Consider the following 20,369-nt stretch of genomic DNA (forward strand, 5'->3'; position numbering starts at 1 on the left):
ATTCTCAGACTAAAACGGTCTTATCTTAAAGTCAATTTTAATTTTCATTCAAACAGCTTGCAAATAGAACAAATCTATTAAACCATAGATTCTAAAATCGTTTTTTACATCTACCTTTATTCTTCAAAAATTAGATTCAGATTATTAAAATTTTAGAAAATATGAACTCGAACAGCACACCGTCATTTCAGGATATTTTTAAAAGTGAAAATGAAATTCCCGAAGAATATAAAGTTCCCGAGATCCATCAGAAGGAGTATCTGCTTAATGGAGAACTGGTAGAATGGAAAGGAGAAATGCAGAACATTTATTCGCCGGTCTGTATTCCTACAGAAAACGGATTGGAAAGGAAGCTGCTGGGAAGTATTCCGAATATAGGACCTGCAGAAGCAATGGAAGTTCTTGATGCCTGTGTAAAAGCATATAATAACGGATTAGGCGAGTGGCCCACCATGTCTGTGGAAGGAAGAATAAAGTGCATGCAGAAATTCGTATACCTGATGATTCAGCAGCGTGATCTTGTTATTAAGCTACTCATGTGGGAGATCGGAAAAACCCTGGCTGATTCTACCAAAGAATTTGACCGTACCGTAGATTATATCAACCAGACAATTGATGCATTAAAAGATCTTGACAGGGAATCTTCCCGTTTTCAGCAGGCCGAAGGAACAATCGCCCAGATCAGAAGAGCGCCATTGGGCGTTGTTTTGAGTATGGGGCCGTTCAATTATCCTTTGAATGAGATTTTCACCACACTGATTCCTGCGCTGATCATGGGAAATACAATCTTGTTCAAGTTACCGAAGCATGGAGTATTGGCTCATTATCCACTGTTGAATGCATTTAAAGAAGCCTTCCCGAAAGGAACCGTGAATACGCTGTATGGAAAAGGTTCGGAGATCATCACTCCGATTATGGAAAGCGGAAAGGTGAATGTATTGGCTTTCATTGGCTCCAGTAAAGTAGCGAATGGGTTGAAAAAACTACATCCGAAAGTTAACCGCTTACGAGCTATTTTAAGTCTGGATGCTAAAAATGCGGCTATTGTTACAAAACATGCCGACCTTGATGTGGCAGTGAGTGAATGTATTTTGGGAGCACTTTCCTTTAACGGACAACGTTGTACTGCTTTAAAACTCATCTTTGTGCAGAAAGAAATTGCCGCAGAGTTTACCGCCAAACTGAGTGAAGCTGTTTCTGCTTTGAAGCCGGGACTTCCGTGGGAAAAAGATGTCAAGGTGACTCCGCTTCCGGAGGTGAATAAGCCTCCTTATCTAAAAGAATGTATTGATGATGCATTGGCAAAAGGAGCATCGGTTTTAAATAAGCAGGGAGGCTATACAGAAGAATCTTTTGTTTTTCCGGCGGTAGTTTATCCTGTGAACAGTGAGATGAAACTATATCATGAAGAACAATTTGGCCCTATAATTCCTGTAGTGCCGTTTGAGGAGATTGAAGAGCCTATAGAATATCAGGTGAATGCTTCTCACGGGATGCAGGTGAGCATTTTCAGTGAAGATCCACAGGAAGTTTCCAGACTGATTGACCCATTTGTGAATCTTGTGAGCCGTGTTAATATCAATTGCCAGGCACAGCGTGGACCGGATGTTTTTCCTTTTACCGGAAGAAAAGACAGTGCCGAAGGTACACTTTCTGTTTTTGATGCACTTCGTTCATTCTCTATAAGATCCCTGGTAGCCGCAAAACTTACGGAATCCAATAAAGAATTGCTCAATACAATTGTTAGAGATCACGATTCCAACTTTTTAAGTACAGATTATATTTTCTAGAGAAAATTCTGACATCGATTTAACATAAAATAAAAATTCTTAATAAATGCCTTTGTTTTTTAAGAATTTTTTAACTTAATCTCTGGAATTTTAGTTTTTGTGTTATATAAAAGTAGCGTTTTTATTGATGTTACTTTAAGGATTAGTTTGTAAATCATGTCTTCACTGGAAAAAGAATTTTTAGAGAAAATTGAAAAACATAAAGGTGTTATTTTCAAGATCTCTAAAATGTATATGGATAATTGGGACGACCAGAATGATCTTTATCAGGAGATCATTTACCAGGCGTGGAAATCATATGGAGATTTCCAGAGAAGGAGTGATTTCTCAACGTGGCTGTACAGAACTGCGCTTAATACAGCAATTGTATTTTTGAGAAGCGAAAAAAAGCGTAGTTTTATCCGGAACCAAAATGTAGACGGATTAGGTGTTCAGCAGGAGCCCTATAATGATACGGATGACAAAAATATGAAGATGATGTATGAAGCGATCCATCAGCTGAGCCCAATTGATAAAGCTCTTATTTTTTTCTTTCTGGAAGATTTTCCCGGAAAAGAAATTGCCCATCAGCTAGGTATTACCGAAGTCAATGCAAGGGTAAAACTTAAAAGGGCAAAAGCGAAACTGAAAGAGATCATTGAAAAACAAAGGACAGGTTCAAATTAAAACATGAAAAACATGGAGCTAGATAATTTTAAAGAACTTTGGAATAAAGATAACGGCCAGGAACCGCCGGAAATTTCGCTTGAAAAGCAGCGGGAGATCCATTCTCCACTACAGATGTTGAAAATCAATATGAAAACTGAATTTTGGCTCATGGTCATTACATTACCCATGCTACTGACCAGTTTTCCTTTTGCTTCTCCTGATTCTAATATTAAAACGATATCAACTTTCGTCACTGTTTTGACGATCGCCTTTATTGTTTATTTTTATTCCCGGTTTCTTATACTGTATAAATTACTGCAAAGAAACAGTATCAATACCAATTATGATCTTTTTAACCTTAAAGCTCAGCTTTTAATATCAAAGGAAATTTATATTTCATACTATATTTCCTATATTCCATTGGCCTTCCTCTTATCTTTGATAAAAGTTAATTTCCATTTCGATATGGAGTATAATCTGGCTATTTTCGGAATCAGTTTTCTCATTACCCTTTTATTAGTCTTCTTTATTATCAAATACTGGATTTATTATATGTACGGCAGGTATATAGAAGATGTTATACGGTTGGTAGATGAGCTTAACGGTATTGATATAGCTCCAAAAGCTGTCAGTAAGAAAAAATCATGGTTTGAACGTTCTCAGAGATTTTTTATGAACAAATTTGGAATTAAAGGAAATATTCTGAATACCGTAATCTGGTTTGTGTCAGTCTATATATTTATTATTCTGTTTTTAACATTTGTTCTTTTTGTCTTTATCATTATAGGTGCAAAACTTGATTTTATTGATGTGAATACACTGCAAAAGGCTTTAGATAGGCTGAATTAGAATTTTTTACCTTTTAAAATTAATAATAGATAAATTCCATCAATCGATACCTTGAAGTTTTATAGCAGTTTTTTTATAAAAAAATGTAACATTTCCGTTTTTTTTCTACTAACTGTGAAAATTATTATTTCGAGCAAGATACTATTGGAACAAATAGCTATTGAGTAAGATTAAAAAACACACACAATGAGGACCTGACAGATTTCTGTCAGGTTTTTTTATTTTTTCTAAATTTCTGTAACATTTTTTTTAAACTGAAACTAACTCTTTAGACTGACAAGCTATGACCTCAATAGAGCAAGAGTTTTTGGATAAGATTACAAAGCATAAAGGAATCATTTTTAAGATTTCTAAGATGTATATGTCTGAAAAAGAAGACCGGGATGATCTTTTTCAGGAAATTATATACCAGCTCTGGAAAGCATATCCCAGCTTTCTCGGGCATAGTGAATTTTCAACCTGGCTCTACAGGATTGCCTTAAACACCGCTATTATTTTCCTTAAATCAGAAAAAAGAAGGAGCTTTATTGCTAATAATGACATTTCCAACTATATCATTGCTCAGGAAGAGTATGACTATCATAAAGAGGAAAGGTTAGCTAAAATGTATAAAGCCATTCATCAGCTGAATCCAATTGATAAAGCATTTATTTTTTATTACCTGGAAGATTTTTCAGGGAGAGAAATTGCCGAACAAATGGGTATTTCTGAAGGAAATGTAAGAGTGAAAATGAACAGAGCAAAAAATAAACTTAAAGATATTTTAGGCTCAGATTAAATTTAAATAATCAGTAAATCAACAAACCAATGAATATAGACGAATTGAAAAATACCTGGAATGAGGATATTACAGAGGTAACACCGGAAATAAGCATTGAACAAAGAAATAAAATTAATCTTCCACTTGAAAAAATGCGTAAAAATATGCGTCAGGAGTTCTGGTGGATTATAGGGATTTTTATTTTTGCATTTATGGTTTGCTCGGTATGCAGGCCTTTTAAACTTCAGTTGTATATTACCGTATTAATTGCTTCTATGCTAATTGTCACCGTTTTCTTTTTCAGTAAATTTTTTAAACTTTACAATGAGATAAGCAACACGGAACTGAAGACCTATGAGGCGCTGAAAGATCTGGTTACCCAGTTTAATTTAAATAAACAGTATTACCTCTCTTACTATATCAGTTTTGCCCCTTTTCTGGTATGCGAGATACTTATCGTCCTGGAGTTTATACCCTGGCCCAAACCTTTAAGCGAGGCTAAAATTGCCATTATACTGATAGGTTCAGTAATCGCAGGGCTATTTGTATTGTTTTTATCCGGAAGACTATGGTTCTATCGCTATTATGGAAGACATATTCAACATATTGAAGGCCTTTTAAATGAGCTAAAGAAATAAAGAGACTCGGGCGGGCTGAAAGCCCGCCCGAGTCTCTTATTGGGAAAATTTTTCTTTTTCTATGTTTATTTCATTTTTTATCCAGTCCAGCTGCGGATCTTTTTTATCAATAATATCCTGCATACTTTCTTTAATTACAATATCAGGTGTCACTCCCTTCTTACTGTCCCGGAAGTCGATATTCGGCTGTACAAAAAGTAATCCTATGGGAAACTTTATTTTGGTATTGGGAAGTTGTTGGTAAGAATAAAATCCTGCTACCGTTCCATCGTTGGCACCTCCTGTTTCTTCCCCAACCAGGATGGCTTTCTTATCACTTTTAAGCTTTGCCGTAATGATAGAAGAAGCCGAAAAACTTCCTCCGTTGATCAGTACAAAAACTTTTCCGTTGAAAGATTCTTTATTGGGTTTTGTAGGCTTATCCACCTTCATTTTATAGAAGGTCTTTCCATCCTTTTTATAGGTGCTGAAAGCCTGGGCGAAAAAGTAACTCGGATAGGCAATACTTTTGAAGGCATATTCTAAAGGAGTGCTTTTCCTGAAATAATTGGTTCTTAAAGGAGTTGTTTTTGAGGTCACCTGAGACGGTTTTATCAGCGTAAAAGGTTTATCTGTTAAATAGGAATACAGATTATTAATTTCGTGAAGTGAACCTCCATAGTTGTTGCGGACATCAATGATAAGATAGGAAGACTTTGCATTTTTTATTTTAGCAAAAGTTTCCTTGTAAAATTTATCTGAATAATCCCGGGAGAAACTTTTCACCTGTAAGTAAGCGATAGTGCTGTCTTTATCCAGGAATTTAAAACTTCTGTTATAAGAATTGCTGGCGGCTACATAATCATTTACCTTTTTTTCCTGTGTCCTCTTTTTCATTTCCTTATCCTTGTCAAGATCAGTTTCTGATTTAGATTCCCTGCTTAACGTATACGCATGTTTTTCACCTTCATAAAGTGTCTCAATAATTGCAGTATTAGATAGGCCGTTTTCAGCAGTATAGAAGTTAAAAAAAAGATCCTTTAAAAAATAAGAATGAAAAGTGGTATTGTATCCGTCACTGCTGATCAGGCTTCTGTATTTTTTAATATAGTCTGAAACAGCAATATTGTCAATCTTTAGAATTTCAGTTCCCGGTTTGATATTTTCAATAGCATCTCTATTTTGAATGATATACATATGATCACCATCTATATAATATTCAAAGCGGCTGAATAACCCTTTTGTATGCTCTAATTTTTTGATTTCCTGTTTCGTAAATTTTTTTCTTGGAATCCTCAAAGAAAGATGTCCTTCACGTATACTTGCAATGACAGGCTGGAATTTGAAATAAAACTGAAGCGGAGTAAGAGGTTCGGTAATTGTTTGTTTAAGACTATCAAATTTATAGTCTAATTCTTGTTTGGGAATATACCAATATAACTGAGGATGCATCTGCTGAAGCTTTGAATAAGCATAGTCTACATCTTCTTTAAGTTGTTCCGGAGGAGTGCATGAAGCTCTTTGTTCGTTATGTTTTCTGATAGAAGAACATGACGATAATAGAACCAGAAGCAATATTGCCGAATAATTTTTCAATGTCTTTGAGTTTTTTTAAGCTGCTAAAATAGAAAGATTAAAATTAATCATCACTTAAATGAATGATAAATTTTGTGCTTGACTTTATAAATTTAGTTAAAAATTGAGAGCTTTATTATTTATATTTTTTATTTAAAATGAAAAGTCAATACATTTGATCTTTATTTAACAGATGGTGTACTGGATTATTACAGGAATAGCTGTATTGCTTAGTGTTTATTATATAGTGATCAATGGGAAAGCCTTTGGTGCTGTACCCAAAGGAAAGCGGCTGGAACGTATCAAAAAATCAAAACTGTACAGAAAAAAACAATTTCAGAATATCAGTTGTACTCCATCAATTGCTGAAGGCTACAAAATGTCAAAAGTCACTTATGACTTTTTTCTGGGTAAGAAAGATCCGTTGCTAAAACCCTCGAAAGATATTCCTTCCATTCACACAGATTTAAAAAGTATTGATAAAGACAAAGATGTATTCGTCTGGCTGGGGCATTCATCTTATTATTTACAGGTTGGCGGAATCTCTTTTTTAATTGATCCGGTACTGAGCTTATATGGATCCCCCTTTAAATATTTCAATAAAGCATTTAAAGGAGCTGATATTTTTAAGCCCGAAGACATTCCGGAGCTGGATTACCTGATTATTACCCACGATCATTTTGATCACCTGGATTATCCCACTGTTCGATCTATTAGAGACAGAACAGGTATGGCTATTATACCCCTTGGAGTAGGAGCGCATTTGGAAAGATGGGGATATCCGGAAAATAAACTTATTGAAGAAGACTGGGGTGCTGAAGTGAAATTAAAAAATAATACTACCATAATCTTTACACCCGCAAGGCACTTTTCCGGGAGAAGAATAAAACAGAATGATACCCTCTGGGCTTCGTATGTTTTGATAACCCCTACAAAAAAAATATTTTTAGGAGGCGACAGCGGTTATGACTCTCACTTTAAAATGATAGGAGAAAAATATGGCCCTTTCGATTATGCCATTCTTGAAAATGGACAATATGGTGAAGCATGGAAATACATTCATACCTTACCTGAAGATGTAATTCAGGCGGGTATTGATGTAAAAGCAAAACATATTATTCCTGTACATGCTGCTAAATTTGCACTGGCTCTTCATCCCTGGAATGAACCTCTACAAAAAATAACAAATCTTGGAAAAGAAAAAGACTTATCTATCCTTACTCCAAAAATTGGAGAAGTTGTTGATCTGAACCAGTCAGATTATCAGTTTAGTGTATGGTGGGAAGACTGATTATGCATGCCAGATATCTTTATATCTTGCAGGATGATTCTCAAACTGCTGGCGTACAAAATCACATTCCGGGTCTACAAGTAAATCCTTTTCTTCTGCATAGCGTACCAATTCATCCAGTAACAGCTTGGCATATCCCTGTCCTTCACGGGCTTCATCCAGTTTAGTATAATATACGATCAGTAACCTTCCGTCGATCTCTATGGACATATAACCCACTTTTTCATCATCAATGAGTAGCTGTAATTCATCCTGATAGGGAGATACTTCAAATTTTATATTTTCCATAATTACTGAGATTTAGTTGATAATGGCTCTAAGAGAACAATAAAAAGCATTCTCTATTTTAAAATTACAAATTTAAATGATATGGTATAACATATTTTTGGAATCTTAACGAATTTTATAAGTAATGGATTTAAAGAATAAAGAATAAAGAATAAAGAATAAAGAATAAAGAATAAAGAATAAAGAATAAAGAATAAAGAATAAAGAATAAAGAATAAAGAATAAAGAATAAAGAATAAAGAACCTTTGCTAAACATCTAACATCTAATAATTACACATGAATTTTGAAAATATTATAAAAGATAATCAATGGTTTGCGATTTTTATTAACAAATGTTGGGAATTGGAATTAATAATTGGCACTTTAATTGTCTATGTCATCATGTTTAATTTAAAAGGGAAATGAAATGAAAAAATTATTATTAACAGCATTTTTAATCGGGACCTTTAGCATGAGCTATGCACAGTCAGATTATTATAATGATTATAGAAGAAGTATTACTGATATCAACTGGCAGACTGTAATCGCAGATCTGTTACTTTCCACAACACAGGCTAACCAGGTCTATGCTTTAAATGACCGATACCGTGATTACAATTCATGGAATAGAGTATATGTAGTAGAACCCGGAAGATGGAAGGACGAAAGATACTCTGAACTTGAGAGAATACTTGGAAGGGAAAAATACATCGTATTTAAAAAGAAATATTATAGAGGACAGAATCCTGTGATCGTTTATGGACGTAAAAATGATGTGAAAAAATACCGTAAACAACAGGAAAAGTATTATAAAAATCAGGAAAAATATTATAAAAAACAAAATAAGAATCGTCATGGGAACGGACACGGGCATGGCGATGACTGGGATTAGACCATTATCAATTATATATATTCACTTTAAGTGGCTGGCAGTAATGTCAGCCATTTCTATTGTATAGATATAGATTATTTTTTTAGATATATTGGTTTGAATTTTATAATTTTGATATATGGAATCCAAGGAATCAGTAAAAGGTTTTTATGAAAGAAATTTTCCCGGCCTGGGCCCCCAGTGTCTCGTTACACATGGGATGGGGCATTTCAATGTAGCCTCAAGGGAATATTGTGCTGTATTAGCTCCCTACAGCAGGAGAGATTATTATAAAATTTCATTGATTATAGGAAAGGGAAGACTTCATTATGCAGATAAATGGATTGAGATAGACCGCCCGGCATTATTATTTTCGAACCCTATTGTTCCTTATTCCTGGGAATCTGAGGATGAAAATCAAAAAGGATGGTTCTGCCTCTTTACAGAGGAGTTTCTGCAAAGTGGCAGCCGTATGGGAAACCTTCAGGATTCTCCGCTTTTCAAAATAGGGGGAACTCCGGTTTTCTTTGTTGAGGAAGATCAGCAGAAGATACTTTCTGACCTGTATATCAAAATGATGACCGAAATTCAGTCGGATTACGTTCATAAGTACGATATGCTTAGGGCCTATCTTTACCTGATGATTCATGAAACAATGAAAATGAACCCGGCAGAAAGTTTTGAACCTTATCAGAATGCTTCACAAAGAGTAGCTTCCTTATTTATGGAACTGCTGGAAAGACAGTTTCCTATTGACAGTCCTGAAGCATATCTGAAATTGAAAACACCCAATGATTATGCCCAGAGTCTTTCCATTCATGTGAATTCCCTGAACCGTTCTGTAAAAGAGATTACCGGAAAGACAACCAGCCAGCAAATCACAGCCAGAGTTGTTCAGGAAGCCCATGCTTTATTGAAACACACAGACTGGAATATTGCTGAGATAGCCTATGGGTTGGGTTTTGAAGAGCCTGCTTATTTTACCAATTATTTTAAAAAACAAACCGGGCTAACTCCGAATACCTTAAGAATGAATTCTGTTTGAATTTTATAATTCTTAGTTTGAATTATATATCACAGATGCTGTTTCTATGTTCTAATTTTGTCTTGTAAAATTAAAATCATACCATCATGAAATTTAGAAAATTAGGAAATACAGGAGAGCAGTTATCTGCTATTGGTTTAGGCTGTATGGGAATGAGCTTTGCTTATGGTCCTGCAGATGAGCAGGAGAGTATCAATACTTTACACAGAGCATTAGACTTGGGAGTCAATTTTTGGGATACAGCAGATATGTATGCTAATGGAGAAAATGAAAAGCTGATCTCTAAAGTTTTGGTTCCCAACAGAGATAAGATTTTTATTGCCACAAAATTCGGATTCAGATTTAAAGATGGTAAAGCCAGCCATAGTGGAGCTCCGGGCACTTACTTTGACGGTTCGCCGGAATGGATCAGAAAGGCGGTGGATTTAAGCCTCCAAAGGTTAAAAATAGATACTATTGATCTTTACTATGCCCATAGAGTAGACCCGAATATCCCTGTAGAAGAAACAGTAGGAGCAATGGCAGAACTTGTAAAAGCCGGAAAAGTAAAATATATCGGACTTTCTGAAGCTTCAGCAGAATCTATCAGAAAAGCCAATAAAATTCATCCGATTGCTGCATTGCAGTCTGAATACTCTATCCTTACAAAAGATGTTGAAAAAGAAATTCTGCCAACGATCAGAGAGCTTGGAATTAGTTTGGTTCCTTATTCTCCATTAGCAAGAGGCCTTTTTGCAAACATTAATGAAGTACAGAACTTTGGGGATGACGACTTTAGAAGGTCTTTACCGCGTTATCAGCAGGAAAATATAGAAAACAATACCAAGCTGGCAAAAGAAATCAATGATCTTGCTGCTTCCAAAGGAGTAAAGGGAACTCAGCTGGCATTAGCCTGGGTACTCAATCAGGGTGAAGATATTATTCCGATCCCTGGGACCAAACGAATCAAATACCTGGAAGAAAATATTGCGGCCGTAAATATAGACCTTTCCCAATCTGATTTGGATACCATTGATGCCATCCTGAAAAAATACCCCAATGTAGGCGAAAGATATACTGAGGGCTCCATGAAATTAGTAAACAACTAAAGGCTATACTGTAAACTGGCTTCTGGATAATGGCAGAAGCTCAGTTTCTTTAAATAGAATACAATCACAACATCACATATTTATATTATGAATAGAAGAGAACTGTTAAAGAATGGTTTACTGGCAGGAACACTGAGCTTGGTTCCTTTTTCCAGTGTACTGGCAGAGCCGAAAATAACTTCCAACAACAAAGAAGAAGACCTTTCAGGGTTTAAAAAAATGAAACTCGGAGAATTGGAACTTTTTGTTCTCACGGATGGATACATTCACGAAACGGATGTGAATTCATTTGCCCCACGAGGGAATGTTTCAGAAGTGAAAGCCATTCTTAAAAATAATTTCAGGCCAGAAGATTATATTGATATGGCGATGAACACGCTGCTTGTTAAGACAGAGAATAAACTAATCCTTTTCGACTCCGGAATGGGAATTTTTGCTGATGAAAGAACAGGATTTCTACTGAAAAGCCTCCAAAAATCAGGCTTCTCTGCGAAGGATATTACTGACGTTTTTATTTCTCATGCCCACCCCGATCATATTGGAGGAGTTATAGATAAACAAAATAACTTTGTTTACCCTAATGCAAATATCTTCATTTCAAAAATTGAATATGATTTCTGGATGCAGGCTTCCCTTAAAGACTTTAATAACAGTGCTCTGAAAGCCAGACCTGAATTGCTGAATCAGATTGTTCCAGCGCTTCAGAATATCTTAAAAGCAATTCAACCCAAACTGAAATTTTATGATTTGAACAATAAGATGTATGATTATTTCAGCTTTCAGTTAGCTCCGGGGCATACGCCAGGTTTAACAGTTACAACAATATCTTCAGGCAATGAAAAATTACTGTACATTGCAGACCTTATTCATTCCGATGTTATTCTTTTTCCGCATCCTGAATGGGGCTTTTCCGGAGATACCGACCTGGACATTGCTACCGCTACAAGAAAAAAACTTCTTCTACAGTTGGCTGATACCCAAACCAGAGCCTTTGCCTGTCACCTGCCATGGCCAGGGCTGGGATTCACAAAGAAAAAAGCAAACGCTTTTGAATGGTTTCCCCAAAGCTTTATGAATTAAAAAATAGCAGAAGCAGATAATAGATAACAGATGTTGAAGAGTAAACATCAATAGGAGCGGACTTTAGTCCGCTTTATTATTATCAATGTGTGATCTGGCTTTAGCCAAACATGTAATAGCTAATAGGTAAAATGTTTACTGTAATTTGTAATGGCGATCATTCCCCTTCTCCGGCGGGGTGGCGAAAATTCAAAGAATTTTTGATGGGGTGGTTTTCGGTATATCTTTTAAAGAATAGGCCAAAAACAAGAAAGCCCCTTTTTCAAAAGGAGCTTTCTAATTTATACTTACATCAGAAATTAGATTCTGTCAATAATTTCATTTAAAACAGTACTTGGTCTCATTGCCGTATACGTTTTGTATTTATCAGTTTTGTAGTAACCGTCAATATTTTGAGGCTTACCTTGAGCACCAATTAATTCTGCATTAATTACTTCTTCATTTTCTTTCATTTCTTTTGCAATTGGAGCAAATTTAGCCGCCAATTCTGCATCAACAGTTTGGTTTGCCAAGGCTTCAGCCCAATACATAGCTAAATAGAAATGAGAACCTCTGTTATCAATTTGTCCTACTTTTCTTGCAGGAGACTTATCTGTAGCTAAGAATTTAGCATTTGCTTCATCCAATGCATCAGCCAGTACCTGGGACTTTGCATTTTCCTGAGTTTGTGCCAAATGCTCTAGAGAAGCTTGTAAAGCAAGGAATTCACCTAGAGAATCCCATCTTAAATATCCTTCTTCTAAGAACTGTTCCACGTGTTTTGGAGCAGAACCTCCGGCACCAGTTTCAAACAAGCCACCTCCGTTCATTAATGGAACAATAGAAAGCATTTTTGCAGAAGTTCCAAGTTCAAGGATCGGGAAAAGGTCAGTTAAGTAATCTCTTAATACGTTTCCTGAAACAGAGATCGTATCTTTACCTTCTCTTGCTCTTTTTAATGTTTCAGTCATAGCATCTTTTACATCAAGAATTCTGATGTCAAGACCTGCAGTATCGTGATCAGCAAGATATTTTTCTACTTTTTTGATGATTTCTCTGTCATGAGCTCTTCCTTTGTCCAGCCAGAAAATAGCAGGTGTATCAGATAATCTTGATCTGTTTACAGCTAGTTTTACCCAGTCCTGGATAGGAGCATCTTTAGTCTGGCACATTCTGAAGATATCGTCTTTTTCTACCTTTTGAGAAAGAAGAACATTACCCGCTTCATCCTGAACCTCTACAGTTCCGTCAGCAGACAATTGGAAAGTTTTATCGTGAGAACCATACTCTTCAGCTTTTTGAGCCATTAATCCAACATTGGGAACAGATCCCATAGTCGTAGGGTCCAGTTTTCCGTGTGCCTTCATATCGTCAATGACAGACTGATAGAAACCTGCATAAGAACGGTCCGGAATAATACAAACTGTATCTTCTTCGTTCCCTTCTTTGTTCCACATTTTACCGCCACCTCTTACAAGAGCAGCCATAGAAGCATCAACAATGATGTCAGAAGGTACGTGGAAGTTGGTAATCCCTTTGTCAGAATTTACCATGGCCACTCTAGGTCCTTCAGCAAGAGCTTTTTCGATATCAGCTTTGATGTCAGCTTCCTGAGCATTTCCTTTGATTTTTTCAAAAAGATCAGCAAGACCATTGTTAGGGTTGACATCTAAAGATTTGAATGTCTCAGCATATTTAGCAAATACACCCTTGAAGAACGTCTCTACAATAGCCCCGAAAATAATCGGATCAGAGATTTTCATCATTGTCGCTTTAAGGTGAGCGGAAAGAAGTACATTTTTATTTTTAGCTTCTTCAATAGCTTCCTGTACAAATACTTTCAAAGCATTTAGATTCATTACAGAAGAATCGATAATCTCTCCGGCCTGAAGACCTGCGAAATCTTTCAACAAAGTTTCAGCCCCATCATTTCCTTTGAATACAATTTTATATTGAGTGGCATTTTCTAAGGTTGTAGAGTTTTCTGTCCCGTAGAAATCACCATTGTTCATATGAGCTACATCAGTTTTGCTGTCAGAAGCCCAGTCACCCATTCTGTGAGGGTTGGCCTTTGCATAGTTTTTAACAGCTTTTGGAGCACGTCTGTCAGAATTTCCTTCTCTTAATACCGGATTTACTGCACTTCCTAAAACTTTTGCATATTTAGCTTTGATTGCTTTTTCATCATCATTTTTAGGTTCTGCAGGATAATTGGGAACTGCGAAACCTTTAGCCTGTAATTCAGCAATAGCCTCATCCAACTGAGGAACAGAAGCCGAAATATTAGGAAGTTTGATAATATTAGCGTCAGGTTGAGTAGCCAGCTGTCCTAATTCTGCTAAAGCATCACCGATTTTCTGATCGTCTTTTAAAAATTCAGGAAAATTAGCTAAAATTCTTCCTGCCAAAGAAATATCCGGAACTGCGATCTCGATGTTTGCTGATTTTGTGAAAGCTTTTACGATAGGTAAAAACGAATGTGTAGCCAGCATTGGAGCTTCATCAGTAAGCGTGTAATAGATTTTTGATTTTTCTGACATTATACTGTTATTTGTTATTTGAAATTATAGTCCTACAAATTTAGTTAAAATTTAATTTTCGAACTTACTCCTGTACTGAGTTTTTTCACTTTAAGATTAATTTAACCTTTATTAAATTGAAAAAAAATCTATTTTGATTAAATTTGAAAAACTTTAAAAATAAAATTATGTCAACCATTACTTTAAAAGGAAACGAAGTACACACAATAGGAACATTGCCGTCAGTAGGAACCACTATCAAAGATTTTGCTTTGGTAGACTCCGGTTTAAATGTAAAAACACTTGAAACCTTTGACGGAAAGAAAAAAGTATTCAATATTTTCCCAAGTATTGATACGCCAACCTGTGCTGCTTCCAGTAGAAAATTCAATGAAGAAGCTTCAAAATTGGATAATACGGTAGTTATTAATATATCAAAAGATCTTCCTTTTGCCTTAGGAAGATTTTGTGCAGCTGAAGGATTAAATAATGTTGAAACACTTTCAGATTTCAGAAGCAGCTTTGGAGATGATTATGAAGTGACTATTACAGATTCTCCTTTAAAGGGATTATTGAGCCGTGCGGTAATTGTTACAGACGAAAACAACAAAGTAGTATATACAGAGCAGGTTTCAGAAATTGCTGATGAGCCTAATTATAATGCAGCACTTACAGCATTGAACCAATAGGATAAACAACAGGAATAAAATACTTGTAATAGCCTTGTGAAATTTTTTTTGCAAGGCTTTTTTAGATATAAAAACACAAATAGATTATGCTGAACCATCACAAAAAATATGGAGAACTGTTTCAGGTAGATCGGGAGCATTTCGAAGAATTTTATGCCCTGCTTAAACATAAACAGCTTTTAAAATCCGGTTTTTTTCTGAAACAGGGTGAAAAGTGTAAATACTTAGGCTTTATCAAAAAAGGAACGATAAGAAGCTTTTATATCAATGATCAGGGGCGGGAAATCAATTTCGGATTTTATTTTGAGAATGAATTTTTTACAGACTATGAAAGTATCCTTTGCGACACCGTTTCCAATATGAATATTCAGGCATTGGAAGATTGTGAAATTTTACTTTTAAGAAAGGAAGATCTTAAATCTTTATATGAAAAAGAAGCTTACTGGCAGCAGTTTGGGCGTGTAATGAGTGAAAAAATTTATCTGGATGCCAAAAAAAGAATTGATGATTTGTTATGCTATTCCCCCGAAAACAGATACTTAAACCTTCTGAAAAAAGAACCCCTTCTTTTTCAGAAAATAGCCCAGAAACATATTGCCAGCTATTTAGGAATAACAGAGCAGTCTCTTAGCCGGATAAGAAACCGGATTGTTAATTAACTTAAGTTAACGCCTACTGAGATTTTAGCACGTAGCTTTACAATCATCAAATTTTAAATAATCATTATGGAACAGAAAGATTTAACCATTATTTTGGTACACGGAGCGTGGGGAGACGGCTCACACTGGCAGTATGTTATTCCTTCTTTGGTAAAAGCAGGGTATAAAGTAAGAAGTGTTCAGAATCCTTTAACTTCGTTACAGGATGATATTAATAAGACAAAAGATCTTATTGATGCCCAGGAAGGAAAAGTACTTTTAGTAGGGCATTCTTATGGAGGTGCTGTTATTTCGGGTGCCGGAAACCATGATAAAGTTGCCGGGCTGGTTTATATTGCAGCCTTTGCTCCGGATGCAGGAGACAGTTTAGGAGCTCTTTTAGGAAGAAGAGAATCTTCGGGTGGAACAAGTATTTATCCGGACAGTAAAGGCTTCCTGTGGATTAAGTATGATGAGTTTCAATCTGCTTTTTGCCAGGATCTCGATGCCGAAAAAGCTTTGGTAATGGCATTGTCACAAAAACCTATTCATGGGCAATGTTTCGGAGACGTTGCTGGAGAGCCGGCATGGAAAACAAAACCAAGCTGGTATCAGATCTCCTCACAAGATCATATGATCCCGGCAGAAACAGAGAAAGAAATGGCAGAAAGACTTCAGCCAAAGAAAATAATTACTTTAGATGCAGGGCACGCCTCATTAGCTTCACATCCTAAAGAAGTTACCGAATTGATTTTGGAAGCAGCTTCTTCGCTCTAAGGACTAAATACATATAAAAATCTTGTGAAACCCTGTGGAATTTTATGTAATTTCACAGGGCTTTTTAAATGATACAGTATGGTCAAAAGAATCGTAGTCAACATAAAAACAGATGATCTGTCAAAAGCCAGTCATTTTTATCAGGATATTTTAGAACTTGATGTTTTGATGGATCATGGCTGGATCAAAACTCTAGGAAATAAAGAAGAGGCAAAAGTTCAGATCAGTTTTGCTAAACAGGGCGGAAATAACACGGAAGTTCCGGATTTATCCATTGAAGTAGATAATGTGAATGAAATTTATGATAAAATGAAGCAGGCAGACTTTGAAATTACTTATGAAATCACCAATGAAGATTGGGGAGTCCGTAGATTCTTTGTAAAAGACCCGTTTGGAAAACTGATTAACATCCTTTCTCACCAATAAAACATATCATTCAATAGGAGCGGACTTTAGTCCGCTTTCATAAAAATAGAGCATCATTTGGCTTTAGCCAAAACTTAAAAATAATTTCCAAAATCCACATAAATATTTAATTAATTTATATAATGAATGCAAAACAGGTCATTCCTATTCTCAGAATTTTTGATTATCAGAAAACCCTGGAATTTTACATCGGTTGGATGGGCTTTGAAATCGTATGGGAACATCATTTTGAAGAAAATACACCCGTTTATATGGAGGTGAAAAAAGACAATATTATTCTTCATCTGAGTGAACATCATGGGGACGGAACTCCGGGAACCAATGTTTTTATCTGGGGAGAAGGAGTGCCCGAATACCACAAAGAACTACTCGGTAAAAATTACAAATACAATCGTCCGGGCCTTGAAAAGACCTTTTACAATGCCATTTCTTTTACCGTTAATGATCCGTTTGGAAACAAAATTATTTTTAATGAAGAGTTTGATGAAGAAAAGCATGGGGATTTGAAGCTTTACTCAAATGACCTATAGCTCTTTTGGAGCACTCTTAATACTGTCTAACTTTCGTATAAGCTCCTCATCTGTAGCTCCTCCACAACTGGAATGGATCACTTTTCCATTGGAGTTAATCAGTATTTTAGCCGGAGTACAGTAGATATTATATTTCAGTTGTTCCGGTTTGCCTGGAGATTGCGTATTATCTATTTGTTCAAACGGAAAATTGGAATCATGAAAGATATGTTGAAGTTCCTTATCTGTATCCACTAGCCCCTCTACAATCCCTATAACTCCTACATGGTCTTTGTAACGGGCATAAATTCCATTAAAATCATCCACCATATTATAACTGGCCTGAGGATCTTTTTTAAGAAAGGTTTTACTGTAAATGAAGATCAGGAGGTTTTTCCCTTGATAATCCTTTGAGTTGAACGAATGACCATTAATTGTTTTAGCTGAAAAATACTTGGGTTGAGCTGCCTGAAAGAAATCTAACCTGTTTTTTATCCATTCCTCTCGCATTTTTTGAAGATCTTCCGTATTGGTTGACTCTTCTTTTTTACTTTGGCAGGCCGATAACAGGATTACAGATAGGAAAAATAAAAGTTTTTTCATAATAATTTGTTGGTATTGGAGGTATACAAAAATCACAAAAAAAATAGGAATAAACAATTTTTTATCCCTTATTTAAAGTTGATTCAAATCATGACCCATTTAGAATATTAAAACTAACTTTGTTTTTTAATCAAAATGAAACGTTCAGGAACAGCAGATCTACCACTTCACTATGGCAAAGTACCGCCATGGCTATACGAGCGGATGTCTGTATTGGGGCTTTCCATTATTGAAGTGATCCTGATGGATTATGGTAAAGATGAGGTTCTCCGCCGTTTGGCAGATCCGTTTTGGTTTCAAAGCTTTGGTGCGGTGATGGGGATGGACTGGCATTCTTCGGGAATTACCACTTCTGTTATGGGAGCCTTGAAACGTTCTATTAATCCCAATTCCCAATCCCTGGGACTTTATATCTGTGGAGGCAAGGGTAAACTATCAAGAGAAACTCCCTCCGAGCTGATTCGTATAGCTGATAAAACGGGTCTGAATGGAACAGAGCTGGTAAGAGCCAGTAGACTTTCAGCAAAGGTTGACAATACCGCTATACAGGATGGATACCAGCTATACCTGCATAATTTTGTGCTTTCAGATAACGGAAACTGGAGTGTGATTCAGCAGGGAATGCACGAGTCTGACGGAACGGCAAGACGCTACCATTGGCATTCGGAAAATGTAAAATCATTTGTAGAGGAACCCCATACTGGAATTAATGGTATTTCAAGAGGGAAAATCCTTAACCTTACCGATTCCGAAGCTGCAGGAAACAGGAAAGGAATCCTTGATATTTCCCATACTGACTCTATAGATGTGATGAAAGACTTTTCAAGATTAATTCTTCCTGCCCATCATGATGTACGGGCTTCTGATGTAGATTTGAAGCGGTTAGGTGCGCTTTTATATATTACCCGTGAACAGCAGCCACAAAATTTTGAAGACCTGCTGATGCTGGAAGGTGTTGGCCCGAGAACTATGCAGTCATTAGCATTGGTAAGTGAGGTGATTCATGGGGCACCGGCAAGATTTGCTGATCCTGCAAGGTTTTCTTTTGCGCACGGAGGTAAAGACGGTCATCCTTTTCCAGTACCTACAAAAACGTACGACGAAAGCATTGGTATTCTTAGAAAAGGAATAGAAAAGTCAAAGCTTGGAAATTCAGATAAATTAAATTCTTTACACAAGCTGCATCAGATTGTAGCATCAGCTGAAAAAGATTTTACTCCTGATTTTGATATTCAGCAGGTTATTGAAGAAGAACGACAAAACTCGTGGCGTTTTGGAGGGAAAACAGTTTTTGGAGACGCTCAAAAACCAAACAAACCGATTCAGCTGTCTTTATTTTAAGACATAAACCTCTCTTCTGAAGTTTAAAAAAGAACTCAATGATAAAACTGTCTGTTTTAGCTAAAGGCCTAAAGGTGGATTTATATATCTGCGAACGGCCTGTTTGTATTAAACTTTAATAATACCTTTATCCAAATACTTTTATACCACGACCCATAAGGGTATAACCATTCCCCTCCTCTGGAGGGGTGTCAAATCAACGATTTGACGGGGTGGTTAATTTGACGGGGTGATTTATAACAATCAAAACATTTGTTTAATTATTAGTTATAGCTGATTGTCTTTGATTTCAATATGATATATTGATTTTTATGAATAATTTTCTTATTTGTTTAATATTTATATCTTTATTTGAATTAAAAATTTTATTTTTAAAATCTTAAAAAAAAATGACCTGATGACTAATAAAGCCTTAGAAACATGCTATGATTTTCCTTTTTTTCTTCATGAGGAGCTTGAAGAAATATTTCAGGCTCACGAAAAAAAGACATTTCAAAAAGGAGACTTTATGCTGGAAGAAGGAAAAACAGCCAATGAATATTATATTTTAGACAGTGGACTGGCACGTTCATTTGTTAATGATTTCAACGGGAATGAAGTGACGACACATTTTTTTGTAGAGAATGAAGTTATTATTGAGGTTTTATCATTGTTTCAGAGAATACCGTCTCAGGAAAACATTGTCTGTATTACAGATTGTGAATGCTGGAGGCTTGATTACGATACTTTTCAGGATTTATTCCATAAAATTCCAAACCTCAGGGAATGGGGAAGATCCTGGATGTCTAAAGAACTTTTTGACTATAAACAGCGGTCTGTAGAAATGTTTACCCTTTCCGCTACCAGAAGGTACCTGAATTTGCTGGAACAAAAATCAAAAGTCATACAGTTTGCTCCGTTAAAGCAGATTGCTTCCTACCTTGGGGTTACAGATACTTCTTTAAGCCGTATTCGTAAAGAATTGGTTTCCCATCCCAAGAAAAATTAAATCTTGCCTTATGGCAAG

The 20,369-nt window shown here is 35.9% G+C and carries 21 protein-coding genes; 17 read left to right on the forward strand and 4 right to left on the reverse strand.

Annotated elements, in window-relative coordinates; translation table 11 throughout:
• Positions 1-161 precede the first annotated feature (161 nt).
• The 5 genes from MP478_RS02385 (at position 162) to MP478_RS02405 (ending at position 4,685) form a co-directional block, all read left to right on the forward strand.
• A complete protein-coding gene (locus MP478_RS02385; protein WP_257199483.1) occupies positions 162-1,790 on the forward strand; it encodes an NADP-dependent glyceraldehyde-3-phosphate dehydrogenase in 1,629 nt (542 codons plus the stop codon).
• Between the two features lie 156 nt (positions 1,791-1,946).
• A complete protein-coding gene (locus tag MP478_RS02390) occupies positions 1,947-2,456 on the forward strand; it encodes an RNA polymerase sigma factor (RefSeq protein WP_230041253.1) in 510 nt (169 codons plus the stop codon).
• A 12-nt stretch (positions 2,457-2,468) separates the two neighbouring features.
• Complete coding sequence (locus tag MP478_RS02395; RefSeq protein WP_257189174.1) at positions 2,469-3,287, forward strand: hypothetical protein; 819 nt, start codon at positions 2,469-2,471, stop codon at positions 3,285-3,287.
• A gap of 283 nt (positions 3,288-3,570) precedes the next feature.
• A complete protein-coding gene (locus tag MP478_RS02400; protein ID WP_230041255.1) occupies positions 3,571-4,065 on the forward strand; it encodes an RNA polymerase sigma factor in 495 nt (164 codons plus the stop codon).
• A gap of 29 nt (positions 4,066-4,094) precedes the next feature.
• On the forward strand, positions 4,095-4,685 hold the full coding sequence (locus MP478_RS02405) for a hypothetical protein (protein WP_257189172.1): 591 nt from the start codon (positions 4,095-4,097) through the stop codon (positions 4,683-4,685).
• Between the two features lie 36 nt (positions 4,686-4,721).
• Here the strand turns inward: MP478_RS02405 and MP478_RS02410 are convergent, their stop codons facing one another.
• Complete coding sequence (locus MP478_RS02410) at positions 4,722-6,260, reverse strand: S41 family peptidase (protein WP_257199484.1); 1,539 nt, start codon at positions 6,258-6,260, stop codon at positions 4,722-4,724.
• 172 nt (positions 6,261-6,432) lie between these two features.
• Between MP478_RS02410 and MP478_RS02415 the strand changes: the two genes are divergently transcribed.
• On the forward strand, positions 6,433-7,530 hold the full coding sequence (locus tag MP478_RS02415; RefSeq protein WP_257199485.1) for an MBL fold metallo-hydrolase: 1,098 nt from the start codon (positions 6,433-6,435) through the stop codon (positions 7,528-7,530).
• Here the strand turns inward: MP478_RS02415 and MP478_RS02420 are convergent, their stop codons facing one another.
• Entirely contained in the window at positions 7,531-7,818 is a 288-nt protein-coding gene (locus MP478_RS02420) for a GNAT family N-acetyltransferase (RefSeq protein WP_230040321.1), read from the reverse strand. It abuts the gene before it with no gap.
• A 407-nt stretch (positions 7,819-8,225) separates the two neighbouring features.
• Between MP478_RS02420 and MP478_RS02425 the strand changes: the two genes are divergently transcribed.
• The 4 genes from MP478_RS02425 (at position 8,226) to MP478_RS02440 (ending at position 11,882) form a co-directional block, all read left to right on the forward strand.
• Complete coding sequence (locus MP478_RS02425) at positions 8,226-8,690, forward strand: hypothetical protein (protein ID WP_230040319.1); 465 nt, start codon at positions 8,226-8,228, stop codon at positions 8,688-8,690.
• Positions 8,691-8,808: 118 nt separating this feature from the next.
• Positions 8,809-9,714, forward strand: a complete 906-nt coding sequence (locus MP478_RS02430; RefSeq protein WP_257199487.1) for an AraC family transcriptional regulator — start codon at positions 8,809-8,811, stop codon at positions 9,712-9,714.
• Between the two features lie 86 nt (positions 9,715-9,800).
• Positions 9,801-10,802 carry an aldo/keto reductase gene (locus tag MP478_RS02435; protein WP_257199488.1) on the forward strand — a complete coding sequence of 334 codons (1,002 nt, stop codon included), beginning with the start codon at positions 9,801-9,803 and terminating at the stop codon, positions 10,800-10,802.
• An 87-nt stretch (positions 10,803-10,889) separates the two neighbouring features.
• Positions 10,890-11,882 carry an MBL fold metallo-hydrolase gene (locus MP478_RS02440; protein WP_257199489.1) on the forward strand — a complete coding sequence of 331 codons (993 nt, stop codon included), beginning with the start codon at positions 10,890-10,892 and terminating at the stop codon, positions 11,880-11,882.
• A gap of 299 nt (positions 11,883-12,181) precedes the next feature.
• Here MP478_RS02440 and MP478_RS02445 read toward each other — a convergent pair whose 3' ends face one another.
• Positions 12,182-14,401 carry an NADP-dependent isocitrate dehydrogenase gene (locus tag MP478_RS02445; RefSeq protein ID WP_257199490.1) on the reverse strand — a complete coding sequence of 740 codons (2,220 nt, stop codon included), beginning with the start codon at positions 14,399-14,401 and terminating at the stop codon, positions 12,182-12,184.
• A 167-nt stretch (positions 14,402-14,568) separates the two neighbouring features.
• Here MP478_RS02445 and tpx point away from each other — a divergent pair, with 167 nt between their 5' ends.
• From tpx to MP478_RS02470, 5 genes are all read left to right on the forward strand, one after another.
• A complete protein-coding gene (gene tpx / locus MP478_RS02450) occupies positions 14,569-15,069 on the forward strand; it encodes a thiol peroxidase (protein ID WP_257189164.1) in 501 nt (166 codons plus the stop codon).
• Positions 15,070-15,155: 86 nt separating this feature from the next.
• Positions 15,156-15,728: a Crp/Fnr family transcriptional regulator gene (locus MP478_RS02455; protein ID WP_257189163.1), complete on the forward strand. Its 573-nt coding sequence runs from the start codon at positions 15,156-15,158 to the stop codon at positions 15,726-15,728.
• Between the two features lie 66 nt (positions 15,729-15,794).
• Positions 15,795-16,484, forward strand: coding sequence for an alpha/beta hydrolase (locus MP478_RS02460; RefSeq protein WP_230040306.1), 690 nt, complete (start codon positions 15,795-15,797; stop codon positions 16,482-16,484).
• 78 nt (positions 16,485-16,562) lie between these two features.
• Positions 16,563-16,910 (forward strand): VOC family protein, encoded by a 348-nt coding sequence (locus MP478_RS02465; protein ID WP_257199491.1) that lies wholly within the window; start codon positions 16,563-16,565, stop codon positions 16,908-16,910.
• Between the two features lie 122 nt (positions 16,911-17,032).
• Positions 17,033-17,440, forward strand: coding sequence for a glyoxalase superfamily protein (locus MP478_RS02470; RefSeq protein WP_230040302.1), 408 nt, complete (start codon positions 17,033-17,035; stop codon positions 17,438-17,440).
• Here the strand turns inward: MP478_RS02470 and MP478_RS02475 are convergent.
• On the reverse strand, positions 17,435-18,022 hold the full coding sequence (locus MP478_RS02475) for a peroxiredoxin (protein WP_257199492.1): 588 nt from the start codon (positions 18,020-18,022) through the stop codon (positions 17,435-17,437). The two genes, MP478_RS02470 and MP478_RS02475, sit on opposite strands and share 6 nt — an antisense overlap.
• A 135-nt stretch (positions 18,023-18,157) precedes the next feature.
• Between MP478_RS02475 and MP478_RS02480 the strand changes: the two genes are divergently transcribed.
• Positions 18,158-19,363 carry a DUF763 domain-containing protein gene (locus MP478_RS02480; protein WP_257189160.1) on the forward strand — a complete coding sequence of 402 codons (1,206 nt, stop codon included), beginning with the start codon at positions 18,158-18,160 and terminating at the stop codon, positions 19,361-19,363.
• A gap of 397 nt (positions 19,364-19,760) precedes the next feature.
• Positions 19,761-20,351: a Crp/Fnr family transcriptional regulator gene (locus MP478_RS02485; RefSeq protein WP_230040296.1), complete on the forward strand. Its 591-nt coding sequence runs from the start codon at positions 19,761-19,763 to the stop codon at positions 20,349-20,351.
• Positions 20,352-20,369: the final 18 nt, after the last annotated feature.

The organism is Chryseobacterium sp. WG14 (assembly GCF_024586945.1).
GTDB lineage: Bacteria > Bacteroidota > Bacteroidia > Flavobacteriales > Weeksellaceae > Chryseobacterium.